Below are 17,141 nucleotides of genomic sequence, written 5' to 3' on the forward strand. Positions count from 1 at the left end.
GCCGTTTGACAGCTTACGCCGCGCTCGACTATATTACTGACCAACCGGTCAGTTATTAATCAACCATGCTTTTGTTGAAGTCCTGTGTGCCCGCAGCGGCGATCGTCGTGGCTGCGCTTCTTGCCGGCTGTTCCAAATCCGCGCCCACCAGCGACCCGATCCGCGCGGTCAAGACCGTCGTCGTCGGCACCGACAGTGCCGGTGGCCGGCTCGACTTCGCAGGCGAGATCCGCGCCCGAACCGAATCGGGTTTGTCGTTCCGCGTCGCCGGCAAACTGCAGCAGCGACCGGTCAACCTCGGAGATTCTGTCAAGCCCGGGCAGACGCTGGCCACGCTCGACGCCAGCGATCTGCTGCTTGGCCAGCAGGCAGCAGCCGCCGGCCTCGCTTCGGCGCGCGCCAGCCTCGACCAGGCACGCGCCGAGGTCGGCCGCGCAAAGGAACTGCGCGCGCAGGGCTTCATCGGGGCGGCCGAACTCGAGCGCCGCCAGAATGTATTGCGCAGCGCCGAGGCACAGGTGCGGCAGGCCGAAGCGCAGGTCGAGGTCCAGAGTAACCAGGCGCGGTATGCAAAGCTGGTCAGCGATGTCGGCGGCGTCGTCACCGCGGTGTTGGCCGAGCCCGGCATGGTCGTCGCGGCTGGTTTGCCGGTGCTGCGCCTGGCACACGACGGGCCGCGCGATGTCGTGTTCTCGATTCCAGAAGACAAGGTGGCGCTGATCAAGTCGCTGGGTGCCGCCGGCAACAGCTTCGACGTCCATCTCTGGGGCCGCGACGGGCCGCCACTGTCGGCCCGACTGCGCGAGGTCTCGGCGTCGGCCGATCCGGTGACCAGAACCTTTCTCGTCAAGGCCGATCTGCCGGCCGGCGCCGGCACAGCAGTCCAGCTCGGACAGACCGCGGCGGTCCACGTCGTCTTGCCGCAGGTGGCCGGCGTCACCAAGCTGCCGTTGTCGGCGCTGAGGGAAGAGCAGGGGCGGACAACGGTCTGGATCGTCGATCCGGTTGCACTGACGGTCCGTGCTCAGGCGGTCGAAATCGCCGGCATCGACGGCAACGAGGCGGTCATCGCTGGCGGGCTGCAAGCCGGCCAGCGCGTCGTGACGGCCGGTGTGCATGTGCTCCATGCCGACCAGAAGGTGCGCCTGTTCGCGGCCAACGGTGCCGCTGCGGTACGCCAGCCGGTGGAGCGGCCGGCTACCTCCGCTGCAGTCGACCGATGAGCAGCGCCGATGACGCAGCCGCGCAGCCGCCGTCGCACGGGCAGCGGCGCTCGTTCAACATTTCCCGCTGGGCGATCGACCATCCGGCGCTGACCCGCTATCTGCTTGTCGTGTTGCTGCTGCTCGGCGCGGCGGCCTATTTCCAGCTCGGGCAGAACGAGGACCCGCCGTTCACTTTCCGCGCGATGGTCGTGCGCGCCTACTGGCCGGGCGCGACCGCGCAGCAGATGGCCGATCAGGTGACCGACAAGATCGAGCGCACGCTGCAGGAGGTGCCGTACGCCGACAAGATCCGCAGCTATTCGAAGCCCGGCGAGACGCAGATCATTTTCCAGGTCAAGGATTCGTCGCCACCGCAGCAGATGGCCGAGCTCTGGTATTCGGTACGCAAGAAGGTCGGCGACAGCCGCGGCGCGTTGCCGGCCGGCGTGATCGGGCCGTTTTTCAACGATGAATTCGGCGATGTCTACGGCTCGATCTACGCGTTGTCGGCCGACGGCTTCAGTTATGCCGAACTGAAGCGCCATGCCGACGATGTCCGGCAGCGGCTGCTGAAGGTCAAGGATGTGCGCAAGGTCGAGATCTTCGGCGCCCAGGATGAGAAGCTGTACATCGAGATCTCGCAGTTGCGGCTGGCCCAGCTCGGCCTTGATCTGAACCAGGTGCTGGTGCAACTCGGCCAGCAGAATGCGGTCGAGTCGGCCGGCCAGATCACGACTCCGAGCGACTCGGTGCAGGTGCGTGTCGGCGGGCAATTCAACAGCGTCGACCAGTTGCGCAATTTTGCGATCCGCGCCAACGGCGCAAGCCTGAAGCTCGGCGACATCGCAGAGATCCGTCGCGCCTATGTCGATCCGCCGCTGGTCAAGGTGCGCCATCAGGGGCGCGAGGTGATCGCGCTCGGCGTGTCGATGGCCGCCGGCGGCGACATCATCGCGCTCGGCAAGGCATTGCAGCAGACGACCGCGGCAATCCGCAACGACCTGCCGGTCGGCATCGAGATGGAGCAGTTCCAGAACCAGTCGACGGTGGTCTCGAACTCGGTCAATGAATTCGTCAAGGTGCTGCTCGAGGCGGTGCTGATCGTGCTCATCGTCAGTTTCGTTGCGCTCGGCCTGCATTTCAAGCCCGGCAGCCGGCGCTTCACGATCGACTGGCGGCCCGGCCTGGTGGTCGGCATCACGATCCCCCTGGTGCTGGCGATCACCTTCATCGTGATGTATTACTGGGGCGTCGGCCTGCACAAGATTTCGCTCGGCTCGCTGATCATTGCGCTCGGCCTGCTGGTCGACGACGCGATCATCGCGGTCGAGATGATGGTCCGCAAACTCGAGGAGGGCTACGACAGGCTGCGCGCCGCGACCTTCGCCTACGAAGCGACCGCAATGCCGATGCTGACCGGCACGCTGATCACCGCGGTCGGATTCCTGCCGATCGGCATGGCCCGCTCGTCGGTCGGCGAATATACGTTTGCGATCTTCGCGGTGACGGCTGCCGCGCTGCTGATCTCGTGGCTGGTATCGGTCTATTTTGTTCCCTACCTCGGAACACTGCTGCTGAAGCCGCCGCCGCATGCGGTGCAACGTTCGGCCGTTGCCGCCGACGACAACGAGCCGCACGAATTGTTCGACACGCCGTTCTACCGCCGTTTTCGCACAGTCGTTGATTGGTGCGTCGCCCACCGCTGGATCACGATTGGGTTGACGGTTGCGAGCCTCGCACTGGGATTGTTCGGCATGAGCCGGGTGCAGAACCAGTTTTTCCCGGATTCGAGCCGGCTCGAGGTGCTGGTCGACCTCTGGTATCCGGAAGGAACATCGTTCGTCGCCAACGAAGAAGTCACGAAACGGGTCGAGCAGCGCCTGATCGCGCTCGACGAGGTGGTCTCGGCGAGCACCTGGGTCGGCAGCGGACTGCCGCGTTTTGCGCTGACGATCGACCAGATCTTTCCGCAGACCAATGTCAGCCAGATCCTGCTGATGTCGCGCGACCTCGCTGCACGCGAAACGCTGCGCAAGCGGCTGCCGGAACTGCTGGCAAGTGAATTTCCGGAAGCGCGGGCACGTGCCAAGCTGTTGCCGAACGGGCCGCCGGTGCCGTATCCGGTGCAGTTCCGTGTGATCGGGCCACACACCGAGCAGGTGCGTGGCTATGCCGATCAGGTGAAGGCCATCATGCGCAGCAACCCCAATCTGCGCAACATCAACGACAACTGGAACGAGTCGATCAAGGTCGTCAGGCTGGAGATCGACCAGGCGAAGGCGCGCAGCCTCGGCGTCACCAGCCAGGGCATCGCGCAGGCGGCGCGGACGATCAACAACGGCATGCCGGTCGGTCAGTACCGCGACGGCGACAAGCTGATCGACATCGTGCTGCGCCAGCCGCACGACGAGCGCGATGCGATCAGTGACCTGTCGAATGCCTATGTGCCGACCGCCAGCGGCCGCAGCATCCCGCTCGGCCAGATCGCGAAGGCGCAACTCGGCTGGGAGCCTGGCGTGTTGTGGCGCGAGGGACGCGACTACGCCGCCACCGTGCAGGCCGATGTCGTCGACGGGATCCAGGGCGCAACCGTCAGCGCCCAGCTCTTGCCGGAATTTGCCGAGCTCCGCGCGGCGATGCCGCCCGGTTATCGGATCGAGGTCGCCGGCGCCGTCGAGGAGAGCAGCAAGGGCCAGGGATCGATCGCCGCGGGTGCGCCGCTGATGCTGTTCATCATGTTCACGCTGCTGATGCTGCAGTTGCAGAGTTTCAGCCGCACGGTGCTGGTCTTTCTGACCGGGCCGCTCGGCATCGCCGGTGTCGCTGGCGCATTGCTGCTGCTCGACCGGCCGTTCGGATTCGTCGCCTTGCTCGGCGTGATTGCGCTGATGGGAATGATCATGCGCAATTCGGTGATCCTGATCGACCAGATCGAGCAGGAACGCGCCCGCGGTGTCGCGGCGTGGACCGCGATCGTCGAATCCGCGGTGCGCCGCTGCCGGCCGATCGTGCTGACCGCTGCGGCTGCCGTGCTGGCGATGATTCCGCTGTCGCGCAGTGTCTTCTGGGGCCCGATGGCGGTCGCGATCATGGGGGGGCTGATCGTTGCCACCGCATTGACGCTGCTGGCCTTGCCGGCAATGTATGCCGCCTGGTTTCGTGTCGGTCCGCCGCCGGCCTCGCCGAGTCCTGCAGCATGATCGGCAAGGGGGCTGGCCGAAAAGGTTAAAATCCGCGGTTTACTGCGGGGCCGGCCGGGCTGAAACGGCGCAAGACGCCGACTTTGTCGGGCTTGCGCCGGGTGTGCTTCGGCGAGGGTGAAGCTTTTCCAGATCCAACAGAGTTCGAACCAGGGCGCGGCGGGGCAGCCGTAGATTCCCAGGCCAGCGCGGGTGGCGAAATTGGTAGACGCACCAGGTTTAGGTCCTGACGCCAGCAATGGTGTGGGGGTTCGAGTCCCCCCCCGCGCACCATGATTTCCTTCAGTCTTGTTTTGAGAAAGTTTTTCTGACCATGTCCGTGAACGTTGAAACCCTCGAGAAACTCGAACGCCGCATCACGCTGACGCTGCCGGCAGAAACCATCACCAACGAAGTCAATACGCGGCTGAAGCGGTTGGCGCGCACCGTCAAGGCCGACGGCTTCCGTCCGGGCAAGGTGCCGTTGAGCGTGGTCCAGCAGCGTTATGGCTATTCGGTCCACTACGAGGTGATGAACGACAAGGTCGGCCAGGCCTTCTCCGAAGCCACCACCGAGGCCAAGCTGCGGGTTGCCGGCGCGCCGAAGATCACCGAGAAGGAAGGCGCTCCGGAAGGCGAAATCGCCTTCGACGCGACTTTCGAGGTTTATCCGGACGTCAAGTTCGGCGACCTGTCCAGCCTCGAGATCGAGCGTGTCAGCACCGAAGTGACCGAGGAAGCGATCGACAAGACGATCGACATCCTGCGCAAGCAGCGGCGCAGCTTTGCGCAGCGGCCGCAGACCGAGGCTGCTGCCGAAGGCGACCGCGTGACGATCGATTTCGAGGGCAAGATCGACGGCGTGCCGTTCGAAGGCGGCAAGGCCGAAGGCTTCCAGTTCCTGATCGGCGAAGGCCAGATGCTCGAGGCCTTCGACAAGGCGGTGCGCGGCATGAAGGTCGGCGAGTCGAAGACCTTCCCGCTGCAATTCCCTGAGGATTACCAGGGCAAGGATGTCGCCGGCAAGGAAGCCGACTTCATGGTCACGGTCAACAAGATCGAGGCCCAGCACCTGCCCGAGGTCAATGAGGCGTTGGCCAAGTCGCTCGGCATCGCCGACGGCACGGTCGAGGCGCTGCGCGCCGACATCAAGAAAAACCTCGAGCGCGAAGTGAAATTCCGCGTGCAGGCGCGCAACAAGGCGGCGGTGATGGACGGTCTGATCAAGATCGCCGAGCTCGACGTGCCGAATGCGCTGGTGCAAGGCGAATGCGAGCGCATGATCGAGCAGGCGCGGGCCGATCTGAAGAAGCGTGGCATCAAGGATGCCGACAAGACGCCGATCCCGGCCGAGATCTTCCAGCCGCAGGCCGAGCGCCGCGTCCGGCTCGGCCTGGCTGTCGGCGAGCTGGTGCGGGCAAACAACCTGCAGGCCAAGCCCGAGCAACTGCAGGCGCACATCGAGGAGATGGCGCAAAGTTATGAAAAGCCGGCCGAGGTGATGCGCTGGTACCTCGGCGACCGCCAGCGGATGGCCGATGTCGAGGCGGTGGTGATCGAGAACAACGTCGCCGAATTCGTCTTGTCCAAGGCGAAGGTGAACGACAAGGCGCTGCCGTTCGACGAACTGATGGCCGCGCAGAACTGACGCGAGCGGGCCTTTCTGCCAGGGCACCGTTCCGGCTCGGACGGTGCCCTTTTTCATGCACGGGCGGGGCTTGCGGTTGGATAATCGAACCCCACTTCTCCATATCACGCCAATCTTCTGAGGACAGCACGATGAGCGCACTCGACACCCAAGGTCTGGGCATGGTCCCGATGGTCATCGAGCAATCGGGCCGCGGTGAGCGCGCCTACGACATCTACTCGCGCCTGCTGCGCGAGCGCATCGTTTTTCTGGTCGGCCCTGTGACCGACCAGTCGGCCAACGTGGTCGTCGCGCAGCTGCTTTTCCTGGAAAGCGAAAACCCGGACAAGGACATCTTCTTCTACATCAATTCGCCGGGTGGCTCGGTCAGTGCCGGAATGTCTGTCTACGACACGATGCAGTTCATCAAGCCGCAGGTGTCGACGCTGTGCATGGGCATGGCGGCCAGCATGGGCGCTTTCCTGCTGGCGGCGGGCGCCAAGGGCAAGCGGCTGGCGCTGCCGAATTCGCGGATCATGATCCACCAGCCGTCCGGCGGTACCCAGGGCCAGGCCTCGGATATCGAGATCCAGGCGCGCGAGATCCTGAAGCTGCGCGAAAGCCTGAACAAGATCCTCGCCGAGCGCACCGGCCAGACGCTGGAAAAGATCCGCCTCGACTCGGAGCGCGATTTCTTCATGTCGGCCAACGAAGCGCTCGACTACGGCCTGATCGACCAGGTCATCGACCGGCGCCCCTGAATCGTTGCCGAGCGGTCGGGCGGCAGCGCAAGTGGCTGTCTGCCGCCGGCCCGCCTCCGGCCAGCCCCGCTGTCGGACGGGGCGGAAAATGCCCTACCGGAAAGGCCTTTCTCTCTGAGAGGCCGGTTTGGCTTTTGTTCTATCATTTGTCTGCTCACCCCTGAACCCGAAACCTATCCATGGCCGAGAAAAAAGGCTCATCCAGCGAGAAAGTGCTTTATTGCTCCTTTTGCGGCAAGAGCCAGCATGAGGTCAAGAAGCTGATCGCCGGCCCGTCGGTGTTCATCTGCGATGAATGCATCGAACTGTGCAACGACATCATCCGCGACGAAGTTCCGGCCGAGGGTGCTGATGCCAAGGGCGGCAAGTCGGATCTGCCGATCCCGAGCGAGATCAAGGCCAACCTCGACAACTACGTGATCGGCCAGGAAGTGGCCAAGCGCATCCTGTCGGTCGCCGTCTACAACCACTACAAGCGGCTGCGCCACATGAGCCGCGCGAAGGAAGACGTCGAACTGGCCAAAAGCAACATCCTGCTGATCGGGCCGACCGGCTCCGGCAAGACGCTGCTCGCGCAGACGTTGGCGCGGCTGCTCAACGTGCCGTTCGTGATCGCCGATGCGACGACGCTGACCGAGGCTGGATATGTCGGCGAAGACGTCGAGAACATCATCCAGAAGCTGCTGCAGAACTGCAACTACGACGTCGAGCGGGCGCAGCGCGGCATCGTCTACATCGACGAGATCGACAAGATCTCGCGCAAGGCCGACAACCCGTCGATCACGCGTGACGTGTCGGGCGAAGGCGTTCAGCAGGCCTTGCTGAAACTGGTCGAGGGCACGATGGCGTCGGTGCCGCCGCAGGGCGGACGCAAGCATCCGAACCAGGACTTCCTGCAGATCGACACGACCAACATCCTGTTCATCTGCGGCGGCGCATTCGACGGCCTCGAGAAGGTGATCCAGAACCGTTCCGAGAAGTCGGGCATCGGTTTTGGCGCGACCGTCAAGACGAAAAGCGAACGTGCGGTCGGCGAGGTCTTCCGCGAGGTCGAGCCCGAGGACCTGATCAAGTTCGGCCTGATTCCGGAACTGGTTGGCCGTCTGCCAGTCGTCGCGACGCTCGGCGAGCTGACCGAGGATGCGATGGTGCAGATCCTGACCGAGCCGAAAAATGCGCTGGTCAAGCAGTACCAGAAGCTGTTCGCGATGGACGATGTCGAACTCGAGATCCGCCAGTCGGCTCTGTTGGCGATCGCGCGCAAGGCGCTGGCGCGCAAGACCGGCGCACGCGGGCTGCGATCGATTCTCGAGCTCGCGCTGATCGACACGATGTTCGACCTGCCGACGCTGAATGGCGTCGCCAAGGTCGTGATGGACGAACACACGATCGAAGAAGAAGCGGCTCCGCTGCTCGTCTACCACGAGCAAGCCAAGGCCAGCGCCTGAGGGATTGGTGCCTGCGGCTCGCGCCCGGCCTGCGGCAGGCTTCTTGCAATTGAAGACTCGGACCCTACATGGGTTCGAGAAAGAGAGGTTCCCTCATGTCCGGACATCCCGTTTTACCTGCTGAACGCATCACCCTGCCGCTGCTGCCGCTGCGCGACGTGGTCGTTTTCCCGCACATGGTCATTCCGCTGTTCGTCGGACGGCCGAAATCGATCAAGGCGCTCGAAGCCGCGATGGAGGCAGGCCGGCAGATCATGCTGGTCGCGCAGAAGGCTGCCGGCAAGGACGAGCCGAAACCGGACGACATGTTCGAGGTCGGTTGCGTATCGAGCATCCTGCAGATGCTGAAGCTGCCCGATGGCACGGTCAAGGTGCTCGTCGAGGGCATCCAGCGCGCCGATACCCACACGATCAGCGACAACGGCGAACATTTTGTTGCCGAGGTGACGCCGGTGCCGCCGGAGGCCGAAACCAAGCCCGAGATCGAGGCGCTGCGCCGCGCGGTGACACAGCAGTTCGACCAGTACGTCAAGCTGAACAAGAAGATTCCGCCGGAAATCCTGACCTCGATCGCCGGCATCGACGATGCCGGCCGTCTTGCCGACACGATCGCCGCACACCTGCCGCTGAAGCTCGAGAACAAGCAGTCGGTGCTCGACCTGTATGCCGTCGACAAGCGGCTCGAGAAGCTGCTCGAGCAACTCGAGCACGAGGTCGACATCCTGCAGGTCGAGAAGCGCATCCGTGGCCGCGTCAAGCGGCAGATGGAGAAAAGCCAGCGCGAGTACTACCTGAACGAACAGGTCAAGGCAATCCAGAAGGAACTCGGTGACGGCGAAGAAGGCGCCGACATGGAGGAGCTCGAGAAGAAGATCGTCGCCGCGAGGATGCCGAAGGAGGCCAAGAAGAAGGTCGACGCCGAGGTCAAGAAGCTGAAGCTGATGTCGCCGATGTCGGCCGAGGCGACTGTCGTGCGCAACTACATCGACACGCTGGTCAACCTGCCGTGGGCAAAGAAGACCAAGATCAAGCATGACCTGACGTTCGCCGAGAACGTGCTGAACGAGGACCATTTCGGCCTCGAGAAGGTCAAGGACCGCATCCTCGAATACCTCGCGGTGCAGCAACGCGTCGACAAGGTCAAGTCGCCGATCCTGTGCCTGGTCGGCCCTCCGGGTGTCGGCAAGACCTCGCTCGGCCAATCGGTGGCCCGCGCAACCGGGCGCAAGTTCGTCCGGATGGCGCTCGGCGGTGTTCGCGACGAAGCCGAGATCCGTGGCCACCGCCGCACCTACATCGGCTCGATGCCGGGCAAGGTGCTGCAGAGCCTGACCAAGGTCGGCACGAAGAATCCGCTGTTCCTGCTCGACGAGATCGACAAGCTCGGCATGGACTTCCGTGGCGATCCGTCGTCGGCGCTGCTCGAGGTGCTCGATCCGGAACAGAACCACACCTTCAGCGATCACTATGTCGAGGTCGATTTCGACCTGTCCGACACGATGTTCATCGCGACGTCAAATTCGATGAACATTCCGCCGGCCTTGCTCGACCGGATGGAAGTGATCCGCCTGTCCGGCTACACCGAGGACGAGAAGGTCAACATCGCCGAACGTTATCTGCTGCCGAAGCAGCGCAAGAACAACGGCGTCAAGGACGACGAGCTCGAGGTCGAGGAATCGGCGATCCGCGGCATCATCCGCTACTACACGCGGGAGGCCGGTGTTCGTTCACTCGAGCGCGAGATCTCGAAGATCTGCCGCAAGGTCGTCAAGGGCAGCCAGCTGAAGCAGTACGACGGCAAGGTCATCGTCAACGAAAAGAACCTGAACGATTTTCTCGGCGTGCGCAAGTTCGACTATGGCCAGGCGACGAAGGAAAACCAGGTCGGTCAGGTTGTCGGTCTGGCCTGGACCGAAGTCGGCGGCGACCTGCTGACGATCGAGGCGGCGGCGATGCCGGGCAAGGGCAACATCATCCGCACCGGCTCGCTCGGTGATGTGATGAAGGAGTCGGTCGAGGCCGCACGCTCGGTCGTGCGCAGCCGTTCGCGCCGGCTCGGCATCAAGGACGAGTTGTTCGAGAAGCGCGATGTGCACGTGCACGTTCCGGACGGTGCGACACCAAAGGACGGCCCGAGTGCAGGTATCGCGATGACGACTGCCTTCGTGTCGGCGCTGACCGGGATCCCGGTGCGTGCCGATGTCGCGATGACTGGCGAGATCACGCTGCGTGGCGAGGTCACCGCGATCGGCGGCCTGAAGGAAAAGCTGCTCGCGGCCCATCGCGGCGGCATCAAGACGGTGATGATCCCGGAGGAAAACGTCAAGGATCTGCAGGAGATCCCGGAAAACGTGAAGAATCACCTGGAGATCATTCCGGTCAAGTGGATCGATCGCGTGCTCGAAGTCGCGCTTGAAAGACTGCCCGAGGCATTGCCGGATGAAGAGCCGGCGAAGGCCGACGGCAAGCCGGCTGACAAGCCCGCGCCAGGCCCGGCTTCGGATACGCTGACCCATTGAAAGCAAGGCCGCAAGATGAGATGAAAACTTCATCGACTCTTGCGGAGAGCGAAAAAAATGGGTTAGAATCTTGGCTTCGCTGAACACGAGGGTTGGCAACAAAACTCAAGTCAGCAAAGCACTTCGCGGGAATAGCTCAGTTGGTAGAGCGCAACCTTGCCAAGGTTGAGGTCGCGAGTTCGAGTCTCGTTTCCCGCTCCAGACGATTCGAAAAAGGGAAGCTTCGGCTTCCCTTTTTTTATCGGTAGCATTGCAGTTCGGAAGTGTGGCCCGCCGCACTGAGGAATTGATCACACACGGCGCGATAGCAAAGCGGTTATGCACCGGATTGCAAATCCGTTCAGCCCGGTTCGACTCCGGGTCGCGCCTCCAGCATCCTTGATGCCACGCATTGCGATGGCGATTCATTCGAGCCCGGCCTGTCCGGGCTTTTTTGCGACCACTTGCGGCGTTGCAACGTTGTCTGCCGAAGATTGCTCATGGCCCCGATGACTCCGGTCACGCGGCGCAGACTGGCGCTGGCGGTGTTGTGGCTGGTGCCGGCCTTGTGGTCGTCGAATTATGTGATCGCAAGGGCGTCGGTCGATGCGATCTCGCCGCACCTGCTTGCACTCGGTCGCTGGTCGCTGGCATTCGTGATCATGCTGCCGCTGACCTGGCGGGCATTGGTGCTTGGTTGGCCGCAATGGCGCGGCGAATGGCCGCGCATGCTGCTGCTTGGCGCGCTTGGGATGTGGATCTGTGGTGCCTTCGTCTATATCGGCGCGCGCAGCACCAGTGTCGCGAACATGGGGTTGATCTATGCGGCGACACCGGTTGTCGTTGCGCTGCTCGGCGCGAGGCTGCTGCGCGAGCCGGTCGGCGCGGCGCAGCGCTGGGGCATGGCGCTCGCGTTGTCCGGCGTGTTGTTCGTGATCACGAAGGGGCGGCCGGCCGAACTGCTTGCGGTGCGATTTGTTGCCGGCGATCTGTGGCTGCTGGCTGCCGCTGCGGCCTGGGTCGGTTATTCGCTGCTGTTGCAGCGCTGGACCTCGGCGCTCGACAATGTCGCCCGGCTTGCCGCAATCGTTGCCGGTGGCATTGTCGTGCTGCTGCCGTTCACGCTGATCGAACTGCTCGCAAGCAGCGCTCCGGCTCTCGCGCAACCGGGCAAGGGGCTGCTGCTGGTGGTGCTGGCGGCAGTGCTGCCCGGTGTCATTTCGTACCAGGCCTATTCATTCCTGCTGCACGAGCTCGGCGCAGCGCGCGCCGTGCTGGTGTTGTACCTGGCGCCGATCTACGGCGCGCTCAGTGCATGGCTCGTGCTCGGCGAGCCGCCGCGCTGGTACCACGCGGTTGGTGCCGCGATCATCTTGCCGAGCATCTGGCTGGCGACGCGAAAGCGCTGAACGGGCAGCCGCTCAGCCGAGGAAGCCGAGGTTGCGCTGGCTGTAGTTGCCGATATTCGGCAGCACCGTCGGCATTTCGCCGTCGCTGACACCGAACCAGCTGCTGAGCGTCGCGGCGAACTGGTCGACCGCGATCGCCGGCAGCAGCCGCCCCTGGCCGACATCGTCCGGCCCGTTGTTCGCGATCACCGGTGCGGTGCCGACATAACTGCGTCCACGCACCGCGCCGCCGAGTACGAAATGCATGCTGCCCCAGCCGTGGTCCGAACCATCGCCGTCGGTCGTCAAGGTGCGGCCGAAGTCGGATGCCGTGAAGGCGGTCACGTTCGACGCGACGCCGAGTTCGACGGTCGCTGCATGGAATGCCGCCAACGCATTGCCGACGGTGGTCAGCAGTCCCGGGTGATCGGTCAGCATGCCGTCGTGGTTGTCGAAGCCGCCGAGCGAGACAAAAAAGACCTGCCGCTTCGCCCCGAGCGCCTGGCGCACCGCGATCAGCCGGGCGACCATCGACAGCTGGGCAGCGAGGCCGTTGCCGGTCGGAAAGGGCGTCGTCAGGGCGGGTGCGCCAGCCAGCGCCGAACTGAGCTGCGCGTCGGCATCGATGGCCCGCTTCATCACGCGCGCATGTTCCGCCTCGAAGAGGTGCGTGCGCGGCGCGGTGACCAGTGTCCGCAGTGCATCGCTGCAGGCCTGCGAGCCGAACAGCGGTGCGGCGAGCGCCGCCAGCGGCACCGAACCGTTGCTCGTCACCTGGTACTGCACCGCGCTGTGCCCGGACAGATAGACCGCATTGCCGGCAGCGCTGATGCAGGTGAAGGTCGAGTTGCCATTGCCGGCCGCGAAGAGGTCGCCGATGCGTCCACCCCAACCCGAGGTCGAGCCTTCCGGCGACGACGATTGCCAGACCGATTGCTGGTCGTTGTGCGAAAAGAGTTTCGGCGGCAGCGGCACCGACCGGTTGGCATAAGCCTGTTTGCTGGTCGGCTGGACCAGCGTGCCGATATTCAGCAGCACCGACATCTGCCCGCCATCGAAAATCGGCTTCAGCGGCGCGAGCCCGGGTGCCAGCGCATATTGGCGGCCATCGGCCAGCGGCGTTGCCGGTGCCAGCACGGTCTGCTGCAGCGAGTCGCGCGGCAATGCGATCGCCGCTCGGTGGCTCAGATAAGCCGTGTGGCTCGGGTTGTCGTACGGAACCAGCGTATTGGCGTAATCGTTGCCCCCGTACAGGAAGACGCAGACCAATGCCTTGTAATCGCTGGCGCCAGCGGCTGCCGCTTCGCCAAGCGCTGCGAGGTTCAGGGCCCAGGGGGTCGCCGCGCCGGCGATCGACAGGCTGGCGGCACGACGCAGAAATTCGCGTCTTGAAGCTGCGGTGGTCATCGTGCGGTGTCCTATTTCTGTGCGATGTATTCAGGTGCCGCCATCACCAGCGTGATCGCTGCATGGAGGCGATTCGTGCGGCCGTTGCTCGTCGCCGCCGAGATGCTGTCCAGCGCGGTCTTCAGCGTCGCGATCGTCGGCGCCGGCAAGGCGCCGGCAGCGAGCACGACATTCAGTTCGGCCAGCAGCGCCGCCGAATCGGCCGCGAGTTCGACCCATGCGCCGTAATCGGCGCGCAGGCTGTTGATGCCGCTGGAAATCGTCCGCTGCATGAAATTGACATAGCCGGCTACCGACGACTCGGTCGTGATCTGGAATTCCGGCGCGGTCAGCGCCAACTGGCCGATCGCACTGCCGGGCGGGATATAGCCGGGCCGGAAAAAATTGAACACCGACGGCGCACGCAGCGGGCTCTGCCCGAGCCGGCTCGCCGGATCCGACAGGTCGCCGACATTCCAGCTGTCGTCCGGCGAATTGAGGCCGAAGGTGCGCGCCCACTGGATGAAACGCAACACCGGTTCGCGCAGCTTGCCGAAGGTCGGATCGCCAATGCCGGCATCGCCGCGGGCCTCGACATCGAGCAGGATCGCGCTGATCACCGCCTTCAGGTCGCCTTTCACACCGCTGCCGTTGTTGTCGAAGACATTGGCGACGCGGGCGATATAGGCCGGGCTCGGATTGCTGGTGACCAGCCGCTGGATCAGCTGCCGGCCGATGAAAGGGCCGGTATTCGGGTGCGCGATCAGGATGTCGAGCGCCTGCTTCAGGCTGTTGACACCGTCGGTGCCGGCGGCGATCTGCTGGCCCAGCACATTCTTCGCGCCGGTTTCATGGCGGCTCGCGATCTGCACCATCGGACGGATCACCAGGTCCGGCGTATCGACCCCCCGGCTGGCATCGAGGTCCCAGCCGGTGAATACGCGCGCCATCTGGCTGACGTCGTCCTGGCCATAGCTTTCCTTGACGGCGCCGTTGACCAGCCGCGGCGAGCCGTCGCTGTTCAGCTCGACCAGGCCGATCGTGAACAGCTGCATCACCTCGCGCGCATAGTTCTCGTCGGGCACGCTGCCGGTGGCCGGGTTCGCCTTGCGGTTGCCGCGGAACGACAAGAATGCGCCCATCGCGGTGCTGGTCGATACCTGCTCGAGCAGCGTACGGTAGTTGCCGAAGGCATTGGCCTCGAGGATGTCGACGAAGGCGGCCGCAGAAAACGACTTGAACGGTGTCGAGGCGAGGTTGGCGATCGAGATCACGATGATCTCGGACAACGCGAGCACGATGCGTTGGCGCAGCAGATCGGGGCTCGCGAGCAGCTTGCGCCACAACATGTTGTTGCTGCCGGCCTGCGTATTGCGGAAATCCGCGGCGTCGAAGCCCTTGCTGCGCAGCCAGTCGACGTGGCTGCTGCTGCGTGGCATCGCGAACTGCTCGGCGAGCCAGCCGGCATAACCGAGGCTGCGGACACGCTCGATCTCGGCAGCCGTGCTCGCCAGCGACGCCTGCGACAGAAACCGTGCCGCCTGCACGCGCGATGGACTGGCTGCCGGACCAGGAGGTGGCGCCGGCGGTGCGGGCGCCGGTGCCGGTGCGGGGGCGCCATCTCCGCCGCCACCACAGGCCTGAAGTGCGGACAGTGCCGTTGCCGCGGCGCTGGCGCGCAGCATGACGCCGGTGGCCGAGCCCGTTGGTGGTGATGGTTCGGCCGCTTGCGGGCCCGGTTCGTCGCCGCGTGCGGTTGTTGCCAATGCCATGGTCTTCCTTCCCGGTTCAGCGACGGTGATCGGCGCCGATTGTCCAAGCTTGAGCGCTTGCAGCGGATTCTTTACCTCTCGCAGCAATACGTGACGATTCGACACATCCCGCGGCGGGTGGCCGCAGCGGTTGACGATCCGCAGAAAGTCCCGATACTGGGGCTCTGAACTTCAGGAGAGCGTCATGGCCGTCTGCCCGCACTGCGACAAGCCGTTGTCGGAACTGACCGTCAACCCGATGGAAGGCAAGCTGCCGGTCGGCGTGGCCTTCAACTGCATGCTGTTGTCGTGCCCGTCCTGCCAGAAGGCGATCAGCGCGATCGTCGACACGTCGGCGGCAATCCGCGAGGTGCGCGCCGAGGTCGAGAAGCTGGGGCAGAAGTCCGGCGGCGACTGAGCGACGGCCGGCGGGCCGCTCTTCGCCAGCAGCATGCTCAGCCGTGCTGGATCGCGATCGTCTTGATCGTCGTGAAGCTGCGCAGCCCTTCAAACGCCTTTTCCCGGCCGTAGCCGGAATGCTTCATGCCGCCGAACGGCAGTTCGATGCCGCCGCCGGCACCGTAGTTGTTGATGAAGACCTGCCCCGCGTCAATGCGGTGTGCGATGCGCAGCGCGCGGCTGCCGTCGCGCGTCCAGACCGCGGCGGTCAGGCCATAAGGCGTCGCGTTGGCGAGGTGGGCGGCCTCGTCCTCGTGATCGAAGACGAAGGCGGCGAGCACCGGACCAAATACTTCTTCCTGCGCGATCGAGTGGTCGGCCGCGACACCGTCGATCAGCATCGGCGGGAAAAAGAAGCCGTTTGCCGGCGCGCGGTCGGCCATTGCCGCGCGGGCAACGACGCGGGCGCCGTCGCCGATCGCCTGGTCGACGCGTGATTGCACCCGCTCGAGCTGGCGCCGGTTGATCAGCGGACCACAATCCGGACCGTCGATGCCGGCGCCGGTCCGTAGCGCCTCGAAGCGCTGTGCCAGCCGCTCCATCACCTGCTCGTGGATGCCGCGTTCGATCAGCACCCGACTGCCGGCCGCGCAGGTCTGCCCGGCGTTCTGCACGATCGCATTGACGACGACCGGCAGCGCCGCATCGAGGTCGGCATCGGCGAACAGGATCTGTGGCGACTTGCCGCCGAGTTCGAGCGTCACCGGCACATGGTTGACCGCCGCCGCCTGCGCGACCGCGGTGCCGGTCTGCGGCGAGCCGGTGAACGAGATGTGGTTGATGCCGGCATGGGCGGCCAGGGCCGCGCCGGCTTCGCTGCCGAGGCCGCAGACCATGTTCAATGCGCCGGCCGGCAGCCCGGCGTCGAGCGCCAGCGTGGCGATCCGCAGCGGGGTCAGGCAGGCGTCCTCGGCTGGTTTGACGACGCAGGCATTGCCGGCCGCCAGCGCGCCGCCGACCGAGCGGCCGAAGATCTGCGCCGGATAGTTCCACGGAATGATGTGGCCGGTCACACCGTGCGGCACGCGCAGCGCCATCACCGTGCTGCCCTGTGCATACGGAATCGTCTCGCCGTGCAGCTTGTCGGCGGCGCCGCCATAGAACTCGAAATAGCGCGCGCAGGCGGTGATGTCGACCCGCGCCTGCTGGATCGGCTTGCCGGTATCCAGGCATTCGAGCTCGGCGAGTTCGGCGTGGTGTTCGGTGATCAGCGCTGACAGCCGCAGCAGGATGCGGCCGCGTTCGGTCGCCGTCAGCCGGCCGAAAGCGCCGTCAAAGGCTGTGCGGGCGGCGGCAACCGCCGAATCGACATCGCCGCGATCGCTGCGCGGCAACGTCGTCAACACCGATCCGCTGCTCGGATCGACGACCTCGATCGTCCGGCCGCTGGTGGCCGCACAGGCTTCACCGGCAATCAGGTTGGTTCGGGCTGGCAACAT

11 protein-coding genes and 3 tRNA genes are annotated in these 17,141 nt (G+C 64.7%); 11 read left to right on the plus strand and 3 right to left on the minus strand.

Annotated elements, in window-relative coordinates:
- The first annotated feature begins 65 nt into the window (after window positions 1-65).
- The 10 genes from ACNH6H_RS23025 (at window position 66) to ACNH6H_RS23070 (ending at window position 12,127) form a co-directional block, all read left to right on the plus strand.
- Window positions 66-1,223 carry an efflux RND transporter periplasmic adaptor subunit gene (locus tag ACNH6H_RS23025; protein ID WP_418320608.1) on the plus strand — a complete coding sequence of 386 codons (1,158 nt, stop codon included), beginning with the start codon at window positions 66-68 and terminating at the stop codon, window positions 1,221-1,223.
- Window positions 1,220-4,405, plus strand: coding sequence for an efflux RND transporter permease subunit (locus ACNH6H_RS23030; RefSeq protein WP_418320609.1), 3,186 nt, complete (start codon window positions 1,220-1,222; stop codon window positions 4,403-4,405). Before ACNH6H_RS23025 ends, ACNH6H_RS23030 begins: the two co-directional genes overlap by 4 nt.
- A 186-nt stretch (window positions 4,406-4,591) precedes the next feature.
- Window positions 4,592-4,678, plus strand: a tRNA-Leu gene (locus ACNH6H_RS23035).
- Between the two features lie 40 nt (window positions 4,679-4,718).
- Window positions 4,719-6,032, plus strand: a complete 1,314-nt coding sequence (gene tig / locus ACNH6H_RS23040) for a trigger factor (RefSeq protein WP_418320610.1) — start codon at window positions 4,719-4,721, stop codon at window positions 6,030-6,032.
- Window positions 6,033-6,163: 131 nt separating this feature from the next.
- Window positions 6,164-6,772, plus strand: a complete 609-nt coding sequence (gene clpP, locus ACNH6H_RS23045; protein WP_418320611.1) for an ATP-dependent Clp endopeptidase proteolytic subunit ClpP — start codon at window positions 6,164-6,166, stop codon at window positions 6,770-6,772.
- Between the two features lie 179 nt (window positions 6,773-6,951).
- A complete protein-coding gene (gene clpX, locus ACNH6H_RS23050) occupies window positions 6,952-8,220 on the plus strand; it encodes an ATP-dependent Clp protease ATP-binding subunit ClpX (RefSeq protein ID WP_418320612.1) in 1,269 nt (422 codons plus the stop codon).
- Window positions 8,221-8,315: 95 nt separating this feature from the next.
- Window positions 8,316-10,739: an endopeptidase La gene (gene lon / locus ACNH6H_RS23055; protein ID WP_418320613.1), complete on the plus strand. Its 2,424-nt coding sequence runs from the start codon at window positions 8,316-8,318 to the stop codon at window positions 10,737-10,739.
- 125 nt (window positions 10,740-10,864) lie between these two features.
- Window positions 10,865-10,940: transfer RNA gene (locus ACNH6H_RS23060), tRNA-Gly, on the plus strand.
- Between the two features lie 97 nt (window positions 10,941-11,037).
- Window positions 11,038-11,111: transfer RNA gene (locus ACNH6H_RS23065), tRNA-Cys, on the plus strand.
- 107 nt (window positions 11,112-11,218) lie between these two features.
- Window positions 11,219-12,127, plus strand: a complete 909-nt coding sequence (locus ACNH6H_RS23070; RefSeq protein WP_418320614.1) for a DMT family transporter — start codon at window positions 11,219-11,221, stop codon at window positions 12,125-12,127.
- A 12-nt stretch (window positions 12,128-12,139) separates the two neighbouring features.
- On the opposite strand, the gene ACNH6H_RS23075 is transcribed toward ACNH6H_RS23070, so the two are convergent.
- Window positions 12,140-13,513 carry a DUF1501 domain-containing protein gene (locus tag ACNH6H_RS23075; RefSeq protein WP_418320615.1) on the minus strand — a complete coding sequence of 458 codons (1,374 nt, stop codon included), beginning with the start codon at window positions 13,511-13,513 and terminating at the stop codon, window positions 12,140-12,142.
- 11 nt (window positions 13,514-13,524) lie between these two features.
- Entirely contained in the window at window positions 13,525-15,264 is a 1,740-nt protein-coding gene (locus ACNH6H_RS23080) for a DUF1800 domain-containing protein (protein WP_418320616.1), read from the minus strand.
- A 184-nt stretch (window positions 15,265-15,448) separates the two neighbouring features.
- Between ACNH6H_RS23080 and ACNH6H_RS23085 the strand changes: the two genes are divergently transcribed.
- A complete protein-coding gene (locus tag ACNH6H_RS23085; RefSeq protein ID WP_418320617.1) occupies window positions 15,449-15,661 on the plus strand; it encodes a hypothetical protein in 213 nt (70 codons plus the stop codon).
- A 37-nt stretch (window positions 15,662-15,698) separates the two neighbouring features.
- On the opposite strand, the gene ACNH6H_RS23090 is transcribed toward ACNH6H_RS23085, so the two are convergent.
- Window positions 15,699-17,141 carry an aldehyde dehydrogenase family protein gene (locus tag ACNH6H_RS23090; protein WP_418320618.1) on the minus strand — a complete coding sequence of 481 codons (1,443 nt, stop codon included), beginning with the start codon at window positions 17,139-17,141 and terminating at the stop codon, window positions 15,699-15,701.

The organism is Pseudideonella sakaiensis (assembly GCF_048320135.1).
In the GTDB taxonomy this organism is placed as follows: domain Bacteria; phylum Pseudomonadota; class Gammaproteobacteria; order Burkholderiales; family Burkholderiaceae_C; genus Ideonella_A; species Ideonella_A sakaiensis_A.

Coding starts and splice junctions, on each gene's coding strand:
- ACNH6H_RS23025 (WP_418320608.1), top strand. CDS start 66: ATGCTTTTGTTGAAGTCCTGTGTGCCCGCAGCGGCGATCGTCGTGGCT.
- ACNH6H_RS23030 (WP_418320609.1), top strand. CDS start 1,220: ATGAGCAGCGCCGATGACGCAGCCGCGCAGCCGCCGTCGCACGGGCAG.
- tig (WP_418320610.1), top strand. CDS start 4,719: ATGTCCGTGAACGTTGAAACCCTCGAGAAACTCGAACGCCGCATCACG.
- clpP (WP_418320611.1), top strand. CDS start 6,164: ATGAGCGCACTCGACACCCAAGGTCTGGGCATGGTCCCGATGGTCATC.
- clpX (WP_418320612.1), top strand. CDS start 6,952: ATGGCCGAGAAAAAAGGCTCATCCAGCGAGAAAGTGCTTTATTGCTCC.
- lon (WP_418320613.1), top strand. CDS start 8,316: ATGTCCGGACATCCCGTTTTACCTGCTGAACGCATCACCCTGCCGCTG.
- ACNH6H_RS23070 (WP_418320614.1), top strand. CDS start 11,219: ATGGCCCCGATGACTCCGGTCACGCGGCGCAGACTGGCGCTGGCGGTG.
- ACNH6H_RS23075 (WP_418320615.1), bottom strand. CDS start 13,513: ATGACCACCGCAGCTTCAAGACGCGAATTTCTGCGTCGTGCCGCCAGC.
- ACNH6H_RS23080 (WP_418320616.1), bottom strand. CDS start 15,264: ATGGCATTGGCAACAACCGCACGCGGCGACGAACCGGGCCCGCAAGCG.
- ACNH6H_RS23085 (WP_418320617.1), top strand. CDS start 15,449: ATGGCCGTCTGCCCGCACTGCGACAAGCCGTTGTCGGAACTGACCGTC.
- ACNH6H_RS23090 (WP_418320618.1), bottom strand. CDS start 17,141: ATGTTGCCAGCCCGAACCAACCTGATTGCCGGTGAAGCCTGTGCGGCC.